The organism is Streptomyces sp. NPDC005302 (genome assembly GCF_040607345.1).
Taxonomy (GTDB): Bacteria; Actinomycetota; Actinomycetes; order Streptomycetales; family Streptomycetaceae; genus Streptomyces.
Map to the genome: position 1 here is coordinate 53,813 of NZ_JBEXGN010000004.1, position 15,807 is coordinate 69,619.

Here is a 15,807-nt window from a genome sequence, read left to right on the forward strand (position 1 = left end):
GTCATTGTCGTCCTATGCGTGCTGGCTGCTCACGGACACGACCTCGCCGGTGAGATACGAGGAGTAGCCGGAGGCGAGGAACACGATCACGTTGGCGATCTCCCAGGGCTCGGCGTACCGGCCGAAGGCCTCGCGGGCGGTGAGTTCCTCCAGCAGTTCGGGCGTGGTCACCTTCACCAGGTGCGGGTGCATGGCGAGGCTCGGCGAGACGGCGTTGACCCGGACCCCGTACGCGGCGGCCTCGATCGCCGCGCACCGGGTGAGTGCCATGACGCCGGCTTTCGCGGCGGCGTAGTGGGCCTGTCCGGACTGGGCCCGCCAGCCGACGACGGAGGCGTTGTTGACGACGACTCCGCCGCCGCCCTGCTCCTTGAGCCGTCGCAGCGCGGCCCGGGTGCACCGGAAGGTGCCGTTCAGTGTCACGTCCAGCACGCGGGACCACTGCTCGTCGGTCATGTCGACGAGAGCCGATGTCCCGCCCAGGCCCGCGTTGTTGACGACGACGTCCAGGCGGTCGTGGAGCCGGACGGCGGTGTCGAAGAGGGCCTGGACCTGCTCCTCGTCGGTGACGTCGCAGGGCAGCGCGGCGACCTGGCCTGCGCCGAACTCCCCGGCGAGGGCCGCGGCGGTCTCCTTCAGCCGGCGCGCGTGCGCGTCGCTGATCAGGACGCGCGCGCCCTCCTCCAGGAACCGGCGTGCGGTGGCGCCGCCGATGCCGGCCCCGGCCGCGGCGGTGATGACGGCGGTGCGGTCCTTCAGCAGCCCGTGCCCGGGGACGTACGCCGGACTCTCGACGTCGCTCATGACCCCAAGCTAACCTACCAAACACTTGTTAGGGAAGCGCCGTCACCCGGCGGAGCGGGACCCCCGTGGTCCCACCGCCCGCAGCCGAGAGGTGCCGCCGATGGATCTCACCCCCTCCCCCGCCGATGAGGCGTTCCGCGCCGAGGCCCGCGCCTGGCTGGTCGCGCATGTCCCGGCGGTCCCGCTGCCCTCGCTGGAGACCGAGGAGGGCTTCGCCGCTCACCGTGTCTGGGAGGCCGAACTCGCCGCGGACCGCTGGTCGGTGGTGTCGTGGCCCGCGGCCTACGGCGGCCGCGACGCGGACCTGATGCGCTGGCTGGCCTTCGAGGAGGAGTACCACGCGGCGGGCGCGCCCGGCCGGGTCGGGCAGAACGGAATCAGCCTGCTCGCGCCGACCCTCCTCGACCACGGCACCCCCGGGCAACGGGCGCGTGTGCTGCCGCCGATGGCGACGGGCGAGGTGGTCTGGGCGCAGGCGTGGTCCGAGCCCGAGGCCGGTTCCGACCTGGCGTCCCTGGCATCGCGCGCGGTGCGGGTGGACGGCGGCTGGCGGCTGAACGGTCAGAAGACCTGGTCGTCGCGGGCCGCGTTCGCCGACCGTGCGTTCGGCCTGTTCCGCAGCGAGCCGGGCCTGCCGAAGCCCCACCAGGGCCTGACGTACCTGATGTTCGACCTGCGCGCGCCCGGCGTCACGGTACGTCCCATCGGCCGGCTCGACGGCAGGCCGGCGTTCGCCGAACTCTTCCTGGACGACGTGTTCGTCCCGGACGAGGACGTGATCGGCGAGCCGGGGCAGGGCTGGCGGGTGGCGATGTCGACGGCGGGCAACGAACGTGGCCTGACCCTGCGTTCACCGGGCCGCTTCCTTGCCGCGGCCGACCGGCTGGTGGCGCTGTGGCGCGAGGTCGGCGACCCGGCGGACTCGGCGCTGCGCGACCGGGTGGCGGACGCGGTGATCGGGGCCCGCGCCTACCGGTTGTTCACGTACGCCAACGCCTCCCGGTTCCTCGACGGGGAGAGCATCGGAGCGGAGTCCAGTCTGAACAAGGTGTTCTGGTCCGAGTTCGACATCGCGTTGCACGAGACGGCGCTCGATCTGCTGGGCGCGGAGGCGGAGTCGGCGGACGGCGCGTGGTCCGAGGGCCATGTCTTCGCGCTGGCCGGGCCGATCTACGCGGGCACCAACGAGATCCAGCGCGACATCATCGCCGAGCGGCTGCTCGGCCTCCCGAAGGGCCGCCGCTGATGCGTTTCCTGCTCGACGACGAACAGCGCGCCTTCGCCGCCTCGCTGGACGCGATGCTGTCCGCCGCGGACACCCCGTCGGCCGTACGGGCCTGGGCGGACGGCGATCCCGCGCCCGGCCGTGCCCTGTGGTCGCGCCTCGCCGAAGCCGGGGTCTTCGCGCTGGCCGTGCCGGAGGCGTACGAGGGGGTCGGACCGCTCCCCGTCGAACTGGTCGTCGGGTTCGTGGAGTTGGGCCGGCACGCGGTACCGGGGCCGGTGGTGGAGACGGTCGCGGCGGCCGCCCTGCTGAGCGCTCTGGGCGAGCGGGGCGGGTCGGGGCCGGCCAAACGTCTGCTGCCGGGGCTGGCCTCGGGCGGGAGCGTCGCCACGCTCGCGTCGGACGGCGGGTACGCACTCGACGCCGACGCCGCGACCGTGCTGCTCGCCGCGGAGGGCGAGAGCCTGTATCTGGCGCCGGGCCACGGCCCGGTTCGCGCGTCGGCGGACCTCGCCCGGCGCCTGTCCCGGCCGCGGACCGGCGGTGAACTCCTGGCGCGCGGACCGGAGGTCACCCGCGCCGTGCGCCGGGCGGTGACGTGGGCCCGGCTCGCGACCGCCGCGCAGGCGCTCGGCGTCGGCCTCGCGCTTCTCGACCGGACCGTCGCGTACGTCGGACAGCGCACCCAGTTCGGTGTGCCCGTCGGCTCGTTCCAGGCGGTCAAGCACCGGCTCGCGGACGCGAGGATCGCCCTGGAGTTCGCCCGCCCCCTGCTGTTCGGAGCCGCCCTGTCGATGACGCCCGCCGACGTGGCCGCCGCCAAGGTGACGGCGGTCGAGGCGGCGTACGCCACGGCCCGGACCGCGTTGCAACTGCACGGCGCGATCGGCTACACCGCCGAGTACGACCTGTCGCTCTGGCTCACCAAGGCGCGCCCCCTGCGCGCCGCGTGGGGCACTCCCGCCGAGTGCCGGGCGCAGGTGCTGGCGGGTCTCAGTGGTGCTCGTCCCCGCTCGTGATCTCGCGGTACTCCTCCGCGGTCGGCTTCGGGACGCGGGCGGCGGGCCCCTCGAGGCCGCGCGCCAGCCGGGCCCGCAGCCGCCGGGCGGGACCGGCCCGGCGGACCACGCCGTTCGCGTCGACCAGTCGGCCCACCTCGAAGGGCGGCGCCTGTTCGTGCTGGGTGAGGGTGAACCGCTGGGCCGGGGTGAGGGGTTCGTGGACCTCGACGTACTCGCCGTGCGGGAGCCTCCTGATGGTCCCGGACTCCCGGCCGTGCAGCACCTTCTCGCGGTCGGCGCGCTGCAGCCCCAGGCAGATGCGCCGCGTGACGACGAAGGCGAGGGCGGGCCCGACGAACACGCCGACGCGGACGAACCAGGTGATCGCGTTGATCGAGAGATGGAAGTGGGTCGCCCACAGGTCGTTGCCGCCGCCGACCAGCAGGATGGCGTACAGCGTCAGCCAGGCCACGCCGAGGCCGGTGCGGGTGGGGACGTTGCGCGGCCGGTCCAGGATGTGGTGCTCGCGCCGGTCTCCGGTGATCCACGCCTCGATGAACGGATAGACGGCGATGGCGGCCATGATGAGCGGGAACAGCGAGAACGGGATGAACACACCCAACTGGAGGGTGTGGCCGAAGGCGTTGATCTCCCATCCCGGCATCACCCGGATCAGCCCCTCGGAGAACCCGAGGTACCAGTCGGGCTGCGCGCCGGTGGTCACCAGGTCGGGACGGTAGGGCCCGAACGCCCACACGGGGTTGACGGTGGCGATCGCGCCCATGATCGACAGCACGCCGAAGACCAGGAAGAAGAAGCCGCCGGCCTTCGCCATGTAGACCGGCATGAACGGCATGCCGACGACCGACTTCTCGTCCTTTCCGGCCCCCGGGTACTGCGTGTGCTTGTGGTAGAAGACCAGGATCAGATGGGCGACGACCAGCCCCAGCATGATGCCCGGCAGCAGCAGGACGTGGATGGGGAAGAACCGCGGGATGATGTCGTGCCCCGGGAACTCGCCGCCGAACAGGAAGAAGGAGATGTACGTCCCGACGACCGGGATGGACAGGATCGCGCCCTGCGCGAAGCGGACGCCGGTGCCGGAGAGCAGGTCGTCCGGGAGTGAGTAGCCGGTCAGGCCGGTGAGCAGCCCGAGCATCAACAGGGTCCAGCCGAAGAGCCAGTTGACCTCGCGCGGCTTGCGGAACGCGCCGGTGAAGAACACCCGCATCATGTGCACGAGCATCCCGGCGAGGAAGACCAGCGCCGCCCAGTGGTGGATCTGCCGGATCAGGAGTCCGCCGCGCACGTCGAAACTGATGTCCAGGGTGGACTCGTACGCCCTGGTCATGATGATGCCGTTCAGCGGCTCGTACGAGCCGTGGTAGACGACCTCGACGCCGCTGGGCTCGAAGAACAGGGTGAGGTAGACGCCGGTGATGATCAGGACGAGGAAGCTGTAGAGGCAGACCTCGCCCAGCATGAACGACCAGTGGTCCGGGAAGACCTTGCGCATGTTGGCCTTGGCCAGCGAGTAGATGCCCAGGCGGCCGTCTGCCCAGTCCGCCAGCCGCTCCCCCTTGGCCGTCTCGGCCCGCCGCTCCTCACGCACACTCATACGAAGCCCCCTCGGCCCCAGGGTGCCACGCCCTTCGCGCCAAGCCAACGGTGCGTCGCCACAAGGGAGTTGATGTGCCGGACGGGCCAGGACTTTCCAGCGCCGGACGGGAAGGACTCAGCCCCTCCGGCGCTTGAGGAGCGGGGGTCCGGGGGTCCGGGGGCAGCGTCCCCGGGGACGGGACGGGTAGGGGCGGAGGGGGCGAGGAAACGCCTACGCGTCCACCCGGATCACCGCGACCGGCCCCGCCCCCCGGAGTACGGCCGGCTCCGCCGTCAGCAGCGCGGCGTCGTAGCGGCCCAGGGTCAGCCCGGCCAGCTCCGTGGAGGGGCAGAGTGCCACGACCAGGACGGCCGGCCCCGCCGGGACGGCCACCTCGTCGGCGAGAAGCAGGACCTCGACGGACGGCACCGCCGAACCACCCCGGTTCCACATGACGTTGAGGTTCACGACGGGCCCCCCGAGCAGCCGGCACCCGGTGGGCAGGTCACCGGGAAAGCGCCGGGGCACGTACCGGGTGTCGACGAGCCGGCGTTCGTCCCCGACGGTCAGGTCCATCCCTGCGCCCTCGACCATGGTGAGGATCCGGTCCACCCCGGCGAAGGAGGAGAAGGGCCCGTCGGCGCCGACGTCGGCGAGGCTGACCCGCCACGCGAAGCCGGCCATGTCCGCGCCCTCGGGGCGGACGAGGATCTCCCGGGTGACTCCGCCGCCGTTCTTCCAGGGCACGGCTCCGCGCCCGGCGGCGGGCAGGAGGTGTGCGCTCACGTGACGATCCCCTGCGCCCGGGCGGCGGCCAGCCACTGCGGGAACTCCGCGACGAGCCGGTCGTACAGCTCCGCGTCGGTCATCCTCCGCGGGTCCGAACCGGCCGGGAAGAAGCCGGCGTTGTCGACGACCCGCTGCCGCGGAACGGCCAACTCGTCGAGCCTGCGCAGGAAGTCGAACTGCTTGGCGGCCGGGTCGCCGAACCCGATGAACTGCCAGAAGAGGGGAAGCCGGGCCGCCTTGCACACATAGCGTTCGGCGGCGAGCTTGTTGATCGGTCCGCCGTCGGTCTGGAAGACGACGAGGGCGGGCGCCTTGGAGCCGCTGTCGAGGTAGTGGTCGATGACCGCGTCCATGGCGAGGTGGTAGCTGGTCCTGCCCATGTGGCCGAGCCCGGCCACGATCCGCTCGATCCGCCCCTCGTGGTTGTCGAGCGCGATGTCGGTGACGGCGTCGACGTCGGTGGAGAAGAAGACGACGGGGACGGTGCCGTCGTCGTCGAGGTGGGCGGACAGCCCGAGCACCCGGTCGGCGAGGGCCTGCACACTGCCGTCCTTGAAGTACGGCTTCATCGACCCGGAGTGGTCGACGACCAGGTAGACGGCGGCCCGTTGCCCGCTCAGCCCGTGCTTGGTGAGGCAGACCCCGGCGCTCTTGTACAGGTCGACCAGCGCGGGCGCGGTCTCCTCGACCTTGGTCAGGCTGACTCCGGCCATGCGGGGGCTCCCGTCGTACGAGGGTTGCGGTACGCCGAGGTTACGTCACGGTTCCGGCCCGGTGCGGCGGCCACCGGGGCGGGCGCGCGCGTGAACTTCGGGTCCGGCACACCCGTACGCCGTCCCCGCGCACAGCGTCCCTGCGTACCCTGTCCGTCATGAAACGTGCGGGTTTCCTGTTATTGGCGGTTGTTCCGGTCCTGGTCACGACAGCGGTCTACTTCGCGCTGCCCGAGCACCCGGCCAGAGCCGACGCCGGGACGCCCGCGCCGGCCTCGCGGCAGCCCCGCGAGCGAACCGGAGCGACGGCCGAGCGCGACGGGGACGACCGGAAGATCGCCGCCGCGCCGGCAGGGCTCGTGGCCCCGGACAAGAAGGAGCTGGCCCAGCAACTCGTCGCCAGTGCCGAGAACTCGACGCTCGACTGGCGTCAGGCGTACGCCTATGTCGAGGACATCGGTGACGGCCAGGGCTACACGGCGGGCATCATCGGCTACTGCACCGGCACCCACGACCTGCTCACGCTCGTCGAGTCGTACACGAGCAGGCATCCGGACAACGGACTCGCCCGCTACCTGCCGGCACTGCGCGAGGTGGACGGCACGGACTCGCACGAAGGTCTGGACCCGGGCTTCCCGGCGGCCTGGCGCCACGAGGCGACGGTGCCCGCGTTCCGCGCGGCGCAGGACGCCGAGCGCGACCGGGTCTACTTCGACCCCGCCGTCCGGCAGGCGCGGCGCGACGGCCTCGGCACCCTCGGCCAGTTCATCTACTACGACGCGATGGTCATGCACGGCCCCGGCACCGGCGACTACGGCTTCTACGGTCTGCGCACCCGTGCGCTGCGCGAGGCGGAGCCCCCGTCGAAGGGCGGCGACGAGAAGGCGTACCTCGACACGTTCCTGGACGTGCGCCGCGCGGCGATGCGGTCCCGGGACGCCCACCGTGACACCACCCGCATCGACACCGCCCAGCGCGTCTTCCTGCGTGAGGGCAACCTCGGCCTGGACACACCGCTGGTGTGGAAGGTGTACGGCGAGACGTACCGGCTGCCGTAGCCCCCGGCCGGCGCCGACACGCCGGTGCGGGGCCGCCGTTGTGCGGGCATGCGGCGGCGCCTGCCAGGTCGTCCGGTCGGGGACAGGGAGGCAGGCGCCGTCTCGTGTTCCGCACGCCTTTGTGCGGGACGTTCTTGAGTGACCGTCAGGTCACGCGATCGGGGTCACCGATCCGCGGGTCAGACCATCAGCGAGCGGTCCGTCGGGCGGATCGGGGCGGGCAGGTCGCTCGCTCCGGTGAGGAAGCGGTCGACACCGCGGGCGGCCGAACGGCCCTCCGCGATGGCCCAGACGATGAGGGACTGGCCGCGGCCGGCGTCACCGGCGACGAACACGCCGGGCACGTTGGTCGCGAAGTCGGCGTCGCGGGCGATGTTGCCGCGCTCGTCGAGCTCCAGACCGAACTGGGCGACCACGCCGTTCTCCACGTCGGTGCCGGTGAAGCCCATCGCCAGCGTCACGAGCTGCGCGGGGATCCTGCGCTCCGTGCCCGGCTTCTGGGCCAGCTTGCCGCCGGTGAACTCGACCTCGACGAGGTGCAGCCACTGGACGTTGCCGTCCTCGTCGCCCTCGAAGTGGGTGGTGTTGACGGAGTAGACCCGCTCGCCGCCCTCCTCGTGCGCGGAGGTGACCTTGTAGAGCATCGGGAACGTGGGCCAGGGCTGGCCCGGGTTCCGCTCCTCGCCCGGCTGCGGCATGATCTCCAGCTGCGTGACCGAGGCCGCGCCCTGGCGATGGGCGGTGCCCACGCAGTCCGCGCCGGTGTCGCCGCCGCCGATGACCACGACGTGCTTGCCCTCGGCGGTGATCGGGGGCGCCACGAAGTCGCCCTCCTGCACCTTGTTGGAGAGCGGGAGGTACTCCATGGCCTGGTGGATGCCGTTCAACTCCCGCCCGGGAGCGGGGAGATCACGGGCGGTGGTCGCACCGGCGGCGATGACCACGGCGTCGTACCGCTTGCGCAGGTCCGTCGCCTTGAGGTCGCGGCCGATCTCGATGCCCGTGCGGAAGCGGGTGCCCTCCGCGCGCATCTGCTCGATGCGGCGGTTGATGTGCCGCTTCTCCATCTTGAACTCGGGGATGCCGTAGCGCAGCAGGCCGCCGATGCGGTCGGCGCGCTCGTACACGGCGACGGTGTGGCCGGCGCGGGTGAGCTGCTGGGCGGCGGCGAGACCGGCCGGTCCCGACCCGATGACCGCGACCGTCTTGCCGGAGAGGCGCTCCGGGGCCTGGGCCGCGACACTGCCGCTGTCCCACGCCTTGTCGATGATCGAGACCTCGACGTTCTTGATGGTCACGGCGGGCTGGTTGATGCCGAGCACGCACGCCGACTCGCACGGGGCCGGGCACAAACGGCCCGTGAACTCCGGGAAGTTGTTCGTGGCGTGCAGCCGCTCGGAGGCGGCCTGCCAGTCCTCGCGGTACGCGTAGTCGTTCCACTCGGGGATGAGGTTCCCGAGCGGACAGCCGTTGTGGCAGAAGGGGATGCCGCAGTCCATGCAGCGCGAGGCCTGCTGGGAGATGATCGGGAGCAGCGAGCCCGGAACGTAGACCTCGTTCCAGTCCTTGACGCGCTCGTCGACCGGCCGGGACGTGGCGACCTCACGGCCGTGGTTCAGAAAGCCCTTGGGATCAGCCATTGGTCGCCGCCTCCATCATCTTCTCGGTGATCGCGGACTCGTCGAGTCCGGCTCGCTCGGCGGCGTCCTTGGCGGCGAGCACTGCCTTGTACGTGCTGGGGATGATCTTGCTGAAGCGCTCCACGGCCACGGGCCACTCGGCGAGCAGCTTCTCGGCGACCGTCGAGCCGGTCTCCTCCGCGTGGCGGCGCACGACGTCGTGCAGCCACTGCTTGTCGGTGTCGTCGAGTTCCTCGACGGCGTCGACGCTGGCGATGTTGACGTTGTCGCGGTCGAGGTCGATGACGTACGCGACGCCGCCGGACATGCCGGCCGCGAAGTTGCGGCCCGTCTCACCGAGGACGACCGCGTGGCCACCGGTCATGTACTCGCAGCCGTGGTCGCCCACGCCCTCGGAGACCACCGTCGCGCCGGAGTTGCGGACGCAGAAGCGCTCACCGGTCCGGCCGCGCAGGAAGAGCTCGCCGCCCGTCGCGCCGTACGCGATGGTGTTGCCCGCGATCGTCGAGTACTCGGCGAGGTGGTCGGCGCCCCGGTCGGGGCGGACGATCACGCGGCCGCCGGAGAGGCCCTTGCCGACGTAGTCGTTGGCGTCGCCCTCCAGGCGGAGCGTGACACCGCGCGGCAGGAACGCGCCGAACGACTGGCCCGCGCTGCCGGTGAAGGTGATGTCGATGGTGTCCTCGGGCAGGCCCGCACCGCCGAACTTCTTCGTCACCTCGTGGCCGAGCATGGTGCCGACCGTGCGGTTGATGTTGCGGATCGCGACCTGGGCGCGGACCGGCTGGGCGTCGGTCGCGGAGTCCGCGGCCAGCGCGTCGGCGGCCAGCTTGATCAGCTCGTTGTCGAGCGCCTTCTCCAGACCGTGGTCCTGCTCGATGACCTGGTGCAGCGCGGCGCCCTCGGGCAGTTCGGGCACGTAGAAGAGCGGGGACAGGTCCAGGCCCTGCGCCTTCCAGTGGGTGATGGCGCGCTCCACGTCGAGGTTCTCGGCGTGGCCGACGGCCTCCTCGATGGTGCGGAAGCCCAGCTCGGCGAGGATCTCGCGGACCTCTTCGGCGATGAACTTGAAGAAGTTGACGATGTACTCGGCCTTGCCGGCGAACCGCTCGCGCAGCACCGGGTTCTGGGTGGCGATGCCGACGGGGCAGGTGTCCAGGTGGCAGACGCGCATCATGACGCAGCCGGAGACGACGAGCGGCGCGGTCGCGAAACCGAACTCCTCGGCGCCGAGCAGCGCGGCGATGACGACGTCGCGGCCGGTCTTGAGCTGGCCGTCGGTCTGCACGACGATGCGGTCGCGCAGGCCGTTGAGCAGCAGGGTCTGCTGGGTCTCGGCGAGGCCGAGCTCCCAGGGGCCGCCCGCGTGCTTGAGCGAGGTGAGCGGCGAGGCGCCCGTTCCGCCGTCGTGGCCGGAGATGAGGACGACGTCCGCGTGGGCCTTGGAGACACCGGCGGCGACCGTGCCGACGCCGACCTCGGAGACCAGCTTCACGTGGATGCGGGCCTGCGGGTTGGCGTTCTTGAGGTCGTGGATCAGCTGAGCCAGGTCCTCGATGGAGTAGATGTCGTGGTGCGGCGGCGGGGAGATCAGACCGACACCCGGGGTGGAGTGACGGGTCTTGGCGACCCACGGGTAGACCTTGTGGCCGGGCAGCTGGCCGCCCTCGCCGGGCTTGGCGCCCTGGGCCATCTTGATCTGGATGTCGTCGGCGTTGACGAGGTACTCGCTGGTCACGCCGAAGCGGCCGGACGCCACCTGCTTGATGCTGGAGCGGCGGGCCGGGTCGTACAGCCGGTCCGCGTCCTCGCCGCCCTCGCCGGTGTTGGACTTGCCGCCCAGCTGGTTCATGGCGATGGCGAGGGTCTCGTGCGCCTCCTTGGAGATGGAGCCGTACGACATGGCGCCGGTGGAGAAGCGCTTGACGATCTCGGAGACCGGCTCGACCTCGTCGAGGGAGATCGAGGGCCGGTCCGAGGTGAAGCCGAACAGGCCGCGCAGCGTCATCAGGCGCTCGGACTGCTCGTTCACGCGGCCCGTGTACTTCTTGAAGATCTCGTAGCTGCCGGAGCGCGTCGAGTGCTGGAGGCGGAAGACCGTCTCGGGGTCGAACAGGTGGGGCTCGCCCTCGCGGCGCCACTGGTACTCGCCCCCTATGTCCAGGGCGCGGTGCGCGGGCGCGATGCCGGAGGCCGGGTAGGCCTTGGCGTGCCGGGCGGCGACCTCCTTGGCGATGACGTCGAGACCGGCGCCGCCGATCTTGGTGGTCGTGCCGTTGAAGTACTTCTCGACGAAGGCCCGCTCCAGGCCGACGGCCTCGAAGACCTGGGCGCCGCGGTAGGAGGCGACGGTCGAGATGCCCATCTTGGACATGACCTTCAGGACGCCCTTGCCGAGCGCGTAGATCAGGTTGCGGATGGCCTGTTCGGCCTCGATGCCCTGCAGGAAGGTGCCGGCGCGGACGAGGTCCTCGACGGACTCCATCGCGAGGTACGGGTTGACGGCCGCGGCGCCGAAGCCGATGAGCAGGGCGACGTGGTGGACCTCGCGGACGTCGCCGGCCTCGACCAGCAGGCCCACCTGGGTGCGCTGCTTGGTGCGGATGAGGTGGTGGTGGACGGCCGCGGTGAGCAGCAGCGAGGGGATCGGCGCGTGCTCGGCGTCGGAGTGGCGGTCCGACAGGACGATGAGCCGGGCGCCGTTCTCTATGGCGGCGTCGACCTCGACGCAGATGTCCTCGATCCGGGCGGCGAGCGAGTCGCCGCCGCCGGAGACCCGGTAGAGGCCGGAGAGGGTCGCGGCCTTCATGCCGGGCATGTCGCCGTCGGCGTTGATGTGGATGAGCTTGGCCAGCTCGTCGTTGTCGATCACCGGGAAGGGCAGGGTGACGCTACGACAGGAGGAGGCCGTCGGTTCGAGGATGTTGCCCTGCGGGCCGAGGGAGGAGCGCAGCGAGGTGACGAGCTCTTCGCGGATCGCGTCCAGCGGCGGGTTGGTGACCTGCGCGAACAGCTGGGTGAAGTAGTCGAAGAGGAGACGCGGGCGCTGCGAGAGCGCGGCGATCGGCGAGTCGGTGCCCATCGAGCCGATCGGCTCGGCGGCGGCCTTGGCCATCGGCGCGAGGATGATCCGCAGCTCCTCCTCCGTGTAGCCGAAGGTCTGCTGGCGGCGGGTGACCGAGGCGTGGGTGTGCACGATGTGCTCGCGCTCGGGCAGGTCGGAGAGCTCGATCTCGCCGGCCTCCAGCCACTCCGCGTAGGGCAGGTCGTCGGCGAGGCCGGCCTTGATCTCGTCGTCCTCGATGATGCGGTGCTCGGCGGTGTCCACGAGGAACATGCGGCCCGGCTGGAGGCGGCCCTTGCGGACGACCTTGGCGGGGTCGATGTCGAGGACGCCGACCTCGGAGCCGAGGACGACGAGGCCGTCGTCGGTCACCCAGTAGCGGCCGGGGCGCAGGCCGTTGCGGTCGAGGACCGCGCCGACCTGGGTGCCGTCGGTGAAGGTGACGCAGGCCGGGCCGTCCCAGGGCTCCATCATCGTGGCGTGGAACTGGTAGAAGGCGCGGCGGGCCGAGTCCATGGAGTCGTGGTTCTCCCACGCCTCCGGGATCATCATGAGCACGGAGTGCGGGAGCGAGCGGCCGCCGAGGTGCAGGAGTTCGAGCACCTCGTCGAAGGAGGCCGAGTCGGAGGCGTCCGGCGTGCAGACGGGGAAGATCCGCTCCAGGCCCTTGTCGCCGAACAGGTCCGAGGCGAGCTGGGACTCGCGGGCCACCATCCAGTTGCGGTTGCCCTTGACCGTGTTGATCTCGCCGTTGTGCGCGACGAAGCGGTACGGGTGGGCGAGCGGCCAGCTCGGGAAGGTGTTGGTGGAGAAGCGGGAGTGCACGAGCGCGATCGCGGAGGCGAAGCGGCGGTCGGACAGGTCCGGGAAGAAGGGTTCGAGCTGGCCGGTGGTCAGCATGCCCTTGTAGACGATGGTCCGCGCGGACAGCGACGGGAAGTAGACACCGGCCTCGCGCTCGGCGCGCTTGCGCAGCACGAACGCGGTGCGGTCGAGGGCGATGCCCTCGCTCGCGTTGTCGCTCACGAAGATCTGGCGGAAGGCGGGCATCGTCGAGCGGGCGGTGGCGCCGAGGAGTCCGGGGGCGACCGGGACCTCGCGCCAGCCGAGGACGGTGAGGCCCTCTTCGGCGGCGATCGTCTCGATCCGTGAGACGGCCTCGTCCGTGCCGTCCTCGGGCAGGAAGGCGATTCCTACCGCGTACGCGCCGGCTGCGGGAAGTTCGAAATCGGCCACCTCGCGGAAGAAGGCGTCCGGGACCTGGGACAGGATGCCCGCTCCGTCGCCCGAGTCGGGCTCGGAGCCGGTGGCACCGCGGTGTTCCAGGTTGCGCAGAACGGTGAGCGCCTGCTCGACCAGCGCGTGGCTCGCCTCACCGGTGAGGGTGGCCACGAAGCCGACGCCACAGGCGTCGTGCTCGTTGCGGGGGTCGTACATACCCTGTGCAGCAGGGCGAGCATCCATGAAGGACCACTTCTGGCCGTTCACGGAGTGCTGGGACGGCTGGCGCGGCGTACGCATCGGCTCTCCCGTCGTCGTCGTGGCATATGACTGATGCCGAGGGACGACGTTGGCCCTCTGCTGGGGTGCAAAATTTCACGCAGGTTACATGATGGAGCGGTTCTCGAGAACCGGATACTTCATTCCAGCATGCGGACACCGCAGGGTGGCGGCGGCACCGCGCTCGGCGGTGGAAGGTAATGGGGCCTCAACGGACAGATCGGTGGCCGTCGGGCCGGATCGCGGCAGGCTTCATGACCCGCCACGGGGGTGCTGCGCAGGCGTCATTGCCTGCGGTGCTTACGGCTCATTCCCAGCGGTTAAGGAATCGAAACCGCCGGGTAACAACTACTTATGCAGTCCCGTGCATAAGCGATCGTCGCGTCATCCTACGGCCGTACCGAACAGGCTGCCCAGGGCGTACGTCACACCGGCCGCGGCGCCACCGAGAGCGAGCTGCCGCAGTCCGCTGAACCACCAGCTTCGCGCGGTCACCTTGGCCACGACGGCACCGCAGCCGAAGAGGCCGAACATCGCGAGCAGCAGCGCGGGCCACAGGGCGGTCGCGCCGAGCAGGAACGGCAGGACGGGCAGCAGGGCGCCGAGGGCGAACGATCCGAAGCTGGACACGGCGGCGACGGTCGGGGAGGGCAGGTCGCCCGGGTCTATGCCGAGCTCCTCGCGCGCGTGGATCTCCAGCGCCTGCTCCGGGTCGCGGGAGAGCTGCCGGGCGACCTCGCGGGCCAGCTCGGGCTCGACTCCACGGCCCTCGTACAGCTGGGCCAGCTCGCGCTCCTCGTCCTTGGGGTGCTTGCGGAGCTCACGGCGCTCCACCGCGAGCTCCGCCTCGACGAGCTCGCGCTGCGAGGCGACCGAGGTGTACTCGCCGGCGGCCATGGAGAAGGCGCCGGCGGCGAGGCCCGCGAGTCCGGTGATGACGATCGTCTGGTGCGAGACGTTCCCGCCGGCCACGCCGGTCATCAGGGCGAGGTTCGAGACGAGGCCGTCCATCGCGCCGAACACGGCGGGGCGCAGCCATCCGCCGTTGACGTCGCGGTGGGTGTGGTTGTCACGGTGCGCCGCGTGCAGCGTCGCCTCGGTCTCGATGATCGCCATGGCGGTCCCCCTGGATGCGTGGTCGTGGCTGCTTGATTGGACGTCTTCCACTTTTTGACAACCCCAAAAGTACGCCGAGAAATTCCGTCCCGCCAGCAAGGAAAGGCTGCGCTAACCTGCGGCTTTACCTCTTTGCGCTCATCCGTGGCATGACATGCACAGATGTCGACCGGGTGACAGTGATGCTCGCGAGGCTCCTGTCAACCGCCAAGGTGGGACAGATCCGCAAAGGGTTCCGCGCCCGCACTCCGCGCGCCTGCAGGGGCCCTGAGAGGAGAGGCACGTATGGCTTCCATCGCCTGCATTCCCTCGGCCCCGGCTCCCGGGAACGCCGCCGGTCTGCGTGACCGCGCGCGCGGCGCACTGCTCGGACTCGCCGTCGGGGACGCGCTGGGCGCGCCCGCCGAGAACATGAAGCCGTCGGAGATCCGCGCGAGGTGGGGCCGGATCACCGGGTACGTCGCCGAGCATCCGGCAGGTACGGACGACACGGAGTACGCGATCTTCTCGGGGCTGCTGCTGGCCCGGCACGGGTCGGCGCTCACCTTGGCGCACGTCGAGTCGGCCTGGCACCAGTGGATCGCGGACCTCGACGAGGGGCCGTTCCGCGGGGCCGGATTCAGCGAGCGGGGCACGCTGGAGAACCTCCGGCGGGGGCTCGCGGCGCCCATCTCCGCCCAGCACCGGCACGCCTGGAGCGACGGTCTGGCCATGCGCGCGGCACCCTTCGGGGTCTTCGCGGCCGGACGGCCCGCCGAGGCCGCCCGGCTCGTGGCGATCGACGGCTCGGTGAGCCACGACGGCGAGGGCATCTACGGCGGCCAGGCCGTCGCCGCGGGTGTCGCCGCCGCGATGGCGGGCGCCCCCACGATCGCGGTCGTCGCCTCCGCCCTGGCCGTCATCCCGGACGACTCCTGGACAGCCCGTTCGCTGCGCCGCGCGGTCGCGGTGGCCCACCGCGGCGAACGGGCGGTGCGTTCCGCGGTGGTGATCGGCGGATACCCCTGGACCGACCTCGCCCCCGAGGCGGTGGCCCTCGCCTTCGGGGCGTACGCGGCGGCGGACGGGGAGTTCACGGAGTCCGTGCTCACGGCGGTGAACATGGGCCGCGACGCCGACACGACCGCCGCGGTCGCCGGGGCGCTGGCGGGCGCGACCCAGGGGGCGTCGGCGATCCCGGCGGCCTGGGCGTCCGCCATCGGACCGGCCCGCGGCAGTTGCCTCCCCTCGATGGAGGGCCACCACATCCTGGACGTGGCCGAACTGCTGACCCCGGAGTCCGGGGAGAAGTGGCGGG

Annotated in this window: 10 protein-coding genes and 1 pseudogene; 4 read left to right on the forward strand and 7 right to left on the reverse strand. The window is 71.3% G+C overall.

Annotation, left to right across the window (positions count from 1 at the left end; genetic code table 11):
• Nucleotides 1–12: 12 nt before the first annotated feature.
• Nucleotides 13–804, reverse strand: a complete 792-nt coding sequence (locus tag ABZT74_RS06975) for an SDR family oxidoreductase (RefSeq protein ID WP_356433675.1) — start codon at nucleotides 802–804, stop codon at nucleotides 13–15.
• Between the two features lie 100 nt (nucleotides 805–904).
• Here ABZT74_RS06975 and ABZT74_RS06980 point away from each other — a divergent pair, with 100 nt between their 5' ends.
• Both ABZT74_RS06980 and ABZT74_RS06985 read left to right on the forward strand, forming a co-directional pair.
• Nucleotides 905–2,050 carry an acyl-CoA dehydrogenase family protein gene (locus ABZT74_RS06980; RefSeq protein WP_356433676.1) on the forward strand — a complete coding sequence of 382 codons (1,146 nt, stop codon included), beginning with the start codon at nucleotides 905–907 and terminating at the stop codon, nucleotides 2,048–2,050.
• Nucleotides 2,050–3,048, forward strand: a complete 999-nt coding sequence (locus ABZT74_RS06985; protein ID WP_356433677.1) for an acyl-CoA dehydrogenase family protein — start codon at nucleotides 2,050–2,052, stop codon at nucleotides 3,046–3,048. Before ABZT74_RS06980 ends, ABZT74_RS06985 begins: the two co-directional genes overlap by 1 nt.
• Here ABZT74_RS06985 and ABZT74_RS06990 read toward each other — a convergent pair.
• The 3 genes from ABZT74_RS06990 to ABZT74_RS07000 all read right to left on the reverse strand — a co-directional run bounded on the left by ABZT74_RS06990 (nucleotide 3,023) and on the right by ABZT74_RS07000 (nucleotide 6,132).
• Nucleotides 3,023–4,648: a cytochrome bc complex cytochrome b subunit gene (locus tag ABZT74_RS06990; RefSeq protein WP_356165499.1), complete on the reverse strand. Its 1,626-nt coding sequence runs from the start codon at nucleotides 4,646–4,648 to the stop codon at nucleotides 3,023–3,025. The genes ABZT74_RS06985 and ABZT74_RS06990 overlap by 26 nt on opposite strands.
• Before the next feature lie 213 nt (nucleotides 4,649–4,861).
• Entirely contained in the window at nucleotides 4,862–5,416 is a 555-nt protein-coding gene (locus ABZT74_RS06995; protein ID WP_356165501.1) for a HutD family protein, read from the reverse strand.
• Complete coding sequence (locus tag ABZT74_RS07000; RefSeq protein ID WP_356165504.1) at nucleotides 5,413–6,132, reverse strand: VWA domain-containing protein; 720 nt, start codon at nucleotides 6,130–6,132, stop codon at nucleotides 5,413–5,415. The genes ABZT74_RS06995 and ABZT74_RS07000 overlap by 4 nt, the downstream gene beginning before the upstream one ends.
• Before the next feature lie 158 nt (nucleotides 6,133–6,290).
• Between ABZT74_RS07000 and ABZT74_RS07005 the strand changes: the two genes are divergently transcribed.
• Nucleotides 6,291–7,190, forward strand: a complete 900-nt coding sequence (locus tag ABZT74_RS07005) for a chitosanase (RefSeq protein ID WP_356433678.1) — start codon at nucleotides 6,291–6,293, stop codon at nucleotides 7,188–7,190.
• A gap of 179 nt (nucleotides 7,191–7,369) precedes the next feature.
• Here ABZT74_RS07005 and ABZT74_RS07010 read toward each other — a convergent pair whose 3' ends face one another.
• The 3 genes from ABZT74_RS07010 to ABZT74_RS07020 all read right to left on the reverse strand — a co-directional run bounded on the left by ABZT74_RS07010 (nucleotide 7,370) and on the right by ABZT74_RS07020 (nucleotide 14,510).
• Entirely contained in the window at nucleotides 7,370–8,830 is a 1,461-nt protein-coding gene (locus tag ABZT74_RS07010) for a glutamate synthase subunit beta (protein WP_356165509.1), read from the reverse strand.
• Nucleotides 8,823–13,415 (reverse strand): glutamate synthase large subunit, encoded by a 4,593-nt coding sequence (gene gltB, locus ABZT74_RS07015; RefSeq protein ID WP_356433679.1) that lies wholly within the window; start codon nucleotides 13,413–13,415, stop codon nucleotides 8,823–8,825. Before gltB ends, ABZT74_RS07010 begins: the two co-directional genes overlap by 8 nt.
• 363 nt (nucleotides 13,416–13,778) lie before the next feature.
• Nucleotides 13,779–14,510 (reverse strand): VIT1/CCC1 transporter family protein, encoded by a 732-nt coding sequence (locus tag ABZT74_RS07020; RefSeq protein WP_355870004.1) that lies wholly within the window; start codon nucleotides 14,508–14,510, stop codon nucleotides 13,779–13,781.
• Nucleotides 14,511–14,795: 285 nt separating this feature from the next.
• On the opposite strand from ABZT74_RS07020, the pseudogene ABZT74_RS07025 reads away from it, so the two are divergent.
• Nucleotides 14,796–15,785: pseudogene (locus tag ABZT74_RS07025) on the forward strand (ADP-ribosylglycohydrolase family protein); the annotation flags it as partial.
• Between the last annotated feature and the right edge of the window lie 22 nt (nucleotides 15,786–15,807).